The 6,138-nt window shown below is 73.5% G+C and carries 6 protein-coding genes; 3 read left to right on the forward strand and 3 right to left on the reverse strand.

Going from position 1 to position 6,138, the window contains the following annotated elements; genetic code table 11:
* The coding region (locus AC1DUQ_RS15810; RefSeq protein WP_477074107.1) for a hypothetical protein at nt 1-666 on the forward strand (666 nt) is incomplete at its 5' end.
* A 35-nt stretch (nt 667-701) separates the two neighbouring features.
* Nucleotides 702-1,025, forward strand: coding sequence for a hypothetical protein (locus AC1DUQ_RS15815; RefSeq protein WP_477062890.1), 324 nt, complete (start codon nt 702-704; stop codon nt 1,023-1,025).
* A 10-nt stretch (nt 1,026-1,035) separates the two neighbouring features.
* On the opposite strand, the gene AC1DUQ_RS15820 is transcribed toward AC1DUQ_RS15815, so the two are convergent.
* Nucleotides 1,036-1,608, reverse strand: a complete 573-nt coding sequence (locus tag AC1DUQ_RS15820) for a DinB family protein (protein WP_477074108.1) — start codon at nt 1,606-1,608, stop codon at nt 1,036-1,038.
* A 99-nt stretch (nt 1,609-1,707) separates the two neighbouring features.
* Between AC1DUQ_RS15820 and AC1DUQ_RS15825 the strand changes: the two genes are divergently transcribed.
* The gene (locus AC1DUQ_RS15825; protein WP_477062888.1) at nt 1,708-2,844 is read left to right on the forward strand and encodes a class I SAM-dependent methyltransferase; all 1,137 of its coding nucleotides are present in this window, start codon (nt 1,708-1,710) and stop codon (nt 2,842-2,844) included.
* 5 nt (nt 2,845-2,849) lie between these two features.
* Here AC1DUQ_RS15825 and AC1DUQ_RS15830 read toward each other — a convergent pair whose 3' ends face one another.
* A complete protein-coding gene (locus AC1DUQ_RS15830) occupies nt 2,850-4,484 on the reverse strand; it encodes an MFS transporter (protein ID WP_477074109.1) in 1,635 nt (544 codons plus the stop codon).
* A gap of 75 nt (nt 4,485-4,559) precedes the next feature.
* A partial coding sequence (locus AC1DUQ_RS15835; protein ID WP_477074110.1) for an ATP-binding protein occupies nt 4,560-6,138 on the reverse strand: 1,579 nt, incomplete at its 5' end.

Raw genomic sequence — 6,138 nt, forward strand, 5'->3', positions numbered from 1 at the left:
GCCGTGACCACGCCGGAGCCGGGCGTCACCGCGCGACGGTGGCGCAGCCGACGGTCCGCAGCGGTCGCGGGCATCGTCTTCGGCGTCCTCCTCATCACCGCCCTCGTCATGATGCAGGTCGCGCTCGCGGGCGAGAGCCTCCGGTCCCTGGAGTCCGACCCCCGGAGCCAGGCCCTGGTCCGCATCGGCCTGAACCTCGTGCCGTTCGCGGGCATCGCGTTCCTCTGGTTCATCGGCGTCGTCCGGGACCAGCTCGGTGACGTCGAGGACCGGCTCTTCTCCACCGTCTTCCTCGGCAGCGGCCTGCTGTTCCTGGCGATGCTCTTCCAGGGTGCGGTGACCGTGACCAGCCTGGTGCAGATGATCCCGAGCGAGAGCATCGACGAGGCGATCTGGACCTTCGGACGGGGTTCCACCCAGGCGCTCGTGTCGGTGTACGCGATGCGGATGGCGGCCGTGTTCACCCTCTCGGTGAGCACCGTCGCGCTGCGGACCGCCGCGGTCCCCCGCTGGGTCCCGTTCAGCGGCTACGCCGTCGCCCTGGTGCTCCTGCTGGTCGCCGGCACGATCACCTGGGCACGGCTCCTGTTCCCCGCCTGGGTGCTCGTGCTGAGCGTCGCCATCCTGCTGACCCCGGCACGCGCCCGCGCCCCCGAGCCGGGCTGAGGTATCTCCGCGCGCGTCGGGCACCCCTGCTCTGCATGAGCGCCGCCGTGGAGTACGTCGGGTTGCTGGCATCGGCCGGCTCCCTGACGTTGTGGTGGCCGCAGGCGGTCCGCCTGTGGCGCCGGCGCCACTCCCCGACCGCGCTCGGGGGCATCTCGATCACCACCCAGGTGGTGCTRCTGGCGACCGAGAGCCTGTGGGCGGCGTACGCCGTGCTCACGGCCTCCTACTGGGTCGGCGTCCCGGCGATGGTCAACATCCCGCTCGCGCTCCTCGCGATCCGGCTGCTCCGCCGCGCCCGTCGGGTGGTGCACGCGGGCGAGCCCGGCCCCGTGACAGCCACGGGTGTTCCCGGGTGACCCCCCGGACTCACGCGGTCGAGCCGGCCTGCCGTGCGGCGGACTCCAGGCGCTCCCGGTAGGCCGGCCAGTCGATCGTCGGGATGTTGGGGTCGTCGGCCTCGCGCCCGACGGCGCCGTCGATGGCCTCGCGGACGATGTCGGCGTGGCCTGCGTGCCGTGCGGTCTCCACGCACATGTGCACGAGGATCTGGTGCAGCGTCACGCGCCTCTTGTCTCCCCACCACGGCACGTCACCGACGGCATCGAGCGGCAGGGCCTCGATCGTCGCGTCGCTGTGCGTCGCGGAGTAGGTGYGCAGCGCGACGATCTCCTCGCGCGTCTCGTCCGGGGTCGCCCACATGTCGGCGTTCACCTCGGCGTCGTCGGCGAACCAGGGCAGCTCGCGGTCCGCCGGTCTGCCGAAGACCTCTCCGAAGTAGCCGAGCTCGACGCTGGCCACGTGCTTCACGAGCCCGAGCAGGTTGGTGCCCGTCGACGTCATCGGCCGCCGGATCTCGTACTCGTCCAGACCGTCGAGCTTGCTCAGCAGGCTGGCGCGCTGCGTCCGCAGGTAGCGGTGCAGGGTCTCCTTGTCGTCCATCCCGCCACTATGCCGTGCGGCGCGAGCAGGCTGCGAGCGATCTGCGAGGAGGCATCTGCACCCTGGGGTCATGCACACCGCACCCGATCGGGAGGAACCATGAGCACGACCACGCAGACCAGCACCGCCGGCACGAGCGACCTGTTCGAGACCCCCGCCCCCGACGCCGACGTCGAGGTGTTCTCGACGCGCGTGGTCGCGGCCACCCTCGGCGCCATGGAGGTCCTCGCGCTCCACCTGGGCCGCACGCTCGGGTGGTACCAGGCGCTGATCGACGAGGGACCGCTCACGTCCGTCGAGCTCGCCCACCGCACCGGCACGCAGGAGCGCTACGCCCGCGAGTGGCTCGAGCAGCAGGCGGTCACCGGCTACCTGCTGGTCGACGACGACGCCGCCGCACCCACCGAGCGCCGGTTCCACGTCGCCCCCGGAGCCGTCGAGGTGCTCACCGACGCGGACAGCCCCGCGCACACCGCCCCGCTGGCCGGGTTCGCGGTCGCCGCCGGTCGCCGGTTCGACGACTTCGTCGAGGCGTACCGGAACGGAGGCGGCGTCAGCTGGGCCCAGCTGGGACCGGATGCCCGGGCCGCGCAGGCCGCGTTCAACCGACCGCTGTTCCTCCACCAGCTCACCCAGGAGATCGTCCCCGCGCTGCCCGACCTCCACGCGCGCCTGCGGGGACCCGCACGCGTGGCCGACATCGGCAGCGGGGAGGGCTGGTCGACCATCGGGCTGGCCCGCGGGTTCGTGGCGGCGACGTTCGAGGGGTTCGACGTCGACGAGCCGTCGGTGGCTGCCGCCCGCCGGCACGCGAGCGCGCACGGCGTCGACGACCGGGTCACGTTCTCGACCGTCGACGCCGCCGACCTGCGCGAGTCCCGGTCCGGAGCGTTCGACGTGGTGATGGCCTACGAGTGCGTGCACGACATGCCCGACCCGGTCGGCGTCCTCGCGGCGATGCGCGAGATGGTCCGCGACGACGGCTACGTCCTCGTCATGGACGAGCGGGCCGGCGAGACGTTCGCCGCACCGGGCGACCTGGTCGAGCGCCTGCTCTACGGGTTCTCGATCCTGTGCTGCCTGCCCGACGGGCTGTCGACCCCGGGCGGCGTGGGCACGGGGACGGTCATGCGTCCGAGCGTGCTCGCGGGCTACGCCGCCGCGGCGGGCTTCGCGGCCGTCGAGATCCTCCCCGTGGAGCACGACTTCTTCCGCTTCTACCGCCTCCGGCTCTAGCGGCCTCAGGTGCGACRGGCCGGTGGTGGTGACGCGGCTGCCACCGGCTCGGAGCCCACCGGGAGCGTGGGGATCAGGCGGGAGAAGTAGAGCGCGAGCGCGGCCACGATCGCCAGCACGGCGAGACTCGCCCGCAGTGCGTCGATCCGGGCCGCCGCGTTCTCCTCGGTGATCGCCGTGACCTCGTCCGGCGGCAGGCCGGCGTCGCCGAGCGCGGTCTGCAGCTGGGCGTCGGACACGAACGGCACCCCGCCCGCCAGCTGCACCTCCGCCGTGGCCGTGACCTCGGCGCTGACCTGCGGGTTGTCTCCCAGACCGGTCAGGAGCGTCGACGTCAGGGTCGCGATGAGGATCGAGCCGGCCACCGCGGTGCCGAGCGACGCGCCCAGGTTGGTCATCGTGTTCTGCACGCCGCCCACGTCACCGCTCAGCTCGTCCGGCACCGCCGAGACGGTGACCGCGCCGAGCTGCGACGCGAGCGCGCCGACCCCGAACCCGGCGAGCAGGAGCGGGACGGTGACGATCTCGGCTCCGGCTCCCACCTCGAGCGCGCCCATGAGCACGACGATGCCCAGCAGCAACGCGGCCAGGCCCCAGCGCACCACCTCGCGCGGAGACGCCCGGGGGAAGAACCGCGGGATGCCGATGGCGGCGATGAGGAGCGACACGGACAGCGGGAGGAGCCGCGCACCGGTCTGGAGCGCCGTCAGGCCGAGGGAGATGGACAGGAACAGCGGGACGACGAAGAAGAGGCCGGCCTGGATCATGAACTGGAAGAAGAACATCGTCAGGCCACCGACGAGCCTGGCGTTGCGGAGCAGGTCCAGGCGCAGGAGCGGCTCTCGACCCGCCGCGTCGACGTGGTGCTCCCACGCGACGAACATCCGGAGCACGACGAGGCCCGCCAGGACCAGCCAGACCGTCGGTGACAGCCCCAGCCAGGACGGCCCACCAGGGCGTGTCAGCACCCMCCCCCACTCCCCGGAGCGGAGCACCCCGAACACCGCGAGCCCGAGGCCGAGGGCGGACAGGGCGGAGCCGACGAGGTCGAGGCGGAACCGCTCCTCCGGCTCGGCGTCGGCGATCTTCCGGGTGAGCGCCAGGATGCCGACGACCAGGACGACCTCGCCGGCGAACACGTAGCGCCACGTCCAGTAGGTGGTGACGAACCCACCGATCAGCGGCCCGGCAGCCACGGCGATCGCGCCCGCCGAGGCGACCAGGCCGTACGCCCTCGGACGGTCGGCGGTGCCGAAGTTGGAGGCGACGAGCGCGACGATCGCCGGCATGATCAGCGCCGCGCCCAGTCCCTCGAGCACCGACCAGCCGAGGATCAGCACCGGCAGGGTCTGGGCGATCGAGGTGACGAACGAGCCGCAGGCGTAGATCACGCAGCCGATGGCGAACGCCCTGCGCCGGCCGATCAGGCTCCCGATCTTGCCGCCCGTGATCATCATGGTCGCCATGACGAGCGTGTAGAGCGTGATGGCGGTCTGGATGCCCGTCACGGTGGTCCCGACGTCCTCCGCGACCTGCGCGATGGACACGTTCATCACCGAGCTGTCCAGCGTCATGAGGAACTGCGCCGTGGCGAGCGTGAACAGGACGAGACCTGCTGCCCCGCGGGTGCGAGAGGCCATCCGGCACCGTGTCCTCCCTCCGGCGTCCCGCCGGGCTGTCCAGCAGTACCACCACCCGGGCGCCGAGCGCTACGGCTACGAGGGACCGGCCGACATCGCGGCCAGGGCGTGCCGGGCAGCCGTCTCGGGATCGAGGGTCGCCCCGACCTCGGCGAGCTCGGCGAACCGGTCCGCGCCGAGCCGGCTCTCGAGCCGCTCGCGGGCCTGGTCGAGCCGCGCGCGCTCGGCGCCGAAGCTCACCGATCCGCCGCCGAGGACCACCGCTCCCCACAGCTCGGCGGCCGCGGTGTCGGCACCGACCCGCTCGAGCAGGTCGACGAGGTTGCGCAGCGTGGTGACCAGGTGCGTGCGGTTCGCGCGGACCAGCCACCAGCGGACCACCTCGTCGAACGCGGGCATCGCGGCCGCCGGGTCCTGGTGCCGGGCCCGGACCGACGAGGCCGAGACGCGCGCGATCCCGCCGAGGAAGGTGCACCCGGACTGCTCGGCGAGCGCTGCCGCCCGTTCCAGGTGCGCAAGGGCGACCGCCGGACGGTGCTCGATCTCGATCTCGCCCGCGGCGTACGCGAGGTTGCCCAGAACGGTCGGGCCGAGGTCGTCGAACCGGCCGAGCTCCTCCCGGGTGCGGGCGAGCCACTCCTGCGCCTCGTCGTGCCGCCCCGCGTAGGACGCGCACAGGAGCGGGTAGCTGAGCCCGGTCATCACGTAGTGCGGGTCATCCAGCGACCGGGCGAGCTCGACGATGCGCAGACCCAGCGCCGCCGAGTCCTCCAACCGGCCGTCGTAGAGCGCCACGTCGCCCAGCACCTCGAGCGCGGTCATCCGCACGCGGTCGTCGGGCGCCACCTCCAGCGCCTGCCGCGCCCGGTGCTCCCCCGCCTGCAGCTCGCCCCCGACCACGAGCCGCGCGGCGACCGAGACCTGCGCGGCGGCGCCCGACGGGTCGTCGTCGCCGAGCACCGGACCGAGCCGGGCCGCCCATCCCAGGATCTCGTCGTTCATGGTGCCCGTGGCGTGCACGTGCAGCGCTCCCGACAGCCGGGCCGCCAGGGCAGGGTCGGCCACCCGCGCCCACGCGTGCGCCGCGCGCAGGTCCGCCACCTGCACGGACAGCAGCGCGCAGGCCTCGGGCTCGGCCGACGTGCGCAGCGCGGCGTCCGCGTCGGTGGCCACGCGGAGGAACCAGTCGGCGTGCCGACGCCGCAGCGCCGGCCGCACCGGGGCCACGTCCAGCACGGCGGAGCGCACGGTGTGCAGCATGCGGTACCGCGTGCGGCCGTCGCGTACGTCCAGGGCCAGCAGCGATCGCCGCACGAGACGGTCCGGGACGTCGGCCCCCGCCTCGAGCACCGCGGTCGCGTCGGCCGGGCGCACCGGCCCGGCGAAGACGGGCCAGTCGGCCAGGACGGTGCGCTCGGCGTCGTCGAGGAGCGCGGAGGACCAGGCGATCACCGATGCGAGCGTGCGGTGCCGTGCGGCCGTGCCCCGGCCCGGGTGTTCGAGCCGGGCTGTGTCCAGCTCCAGCTGGTCCCCGAGGTCGGCGAGGCCCATCGTCGCGGCCCGCGCGGCGGCCATCTCGATGGCGAGCGGGAGACCGTCCAGCTCGCGGACCACCCGGTCCAGCTCGGACGGGTCCGGCTCGGCGCTCCACGCT

The organism is Cellulomonas sp. P4_B5_2, assembly GCF_056402235.1.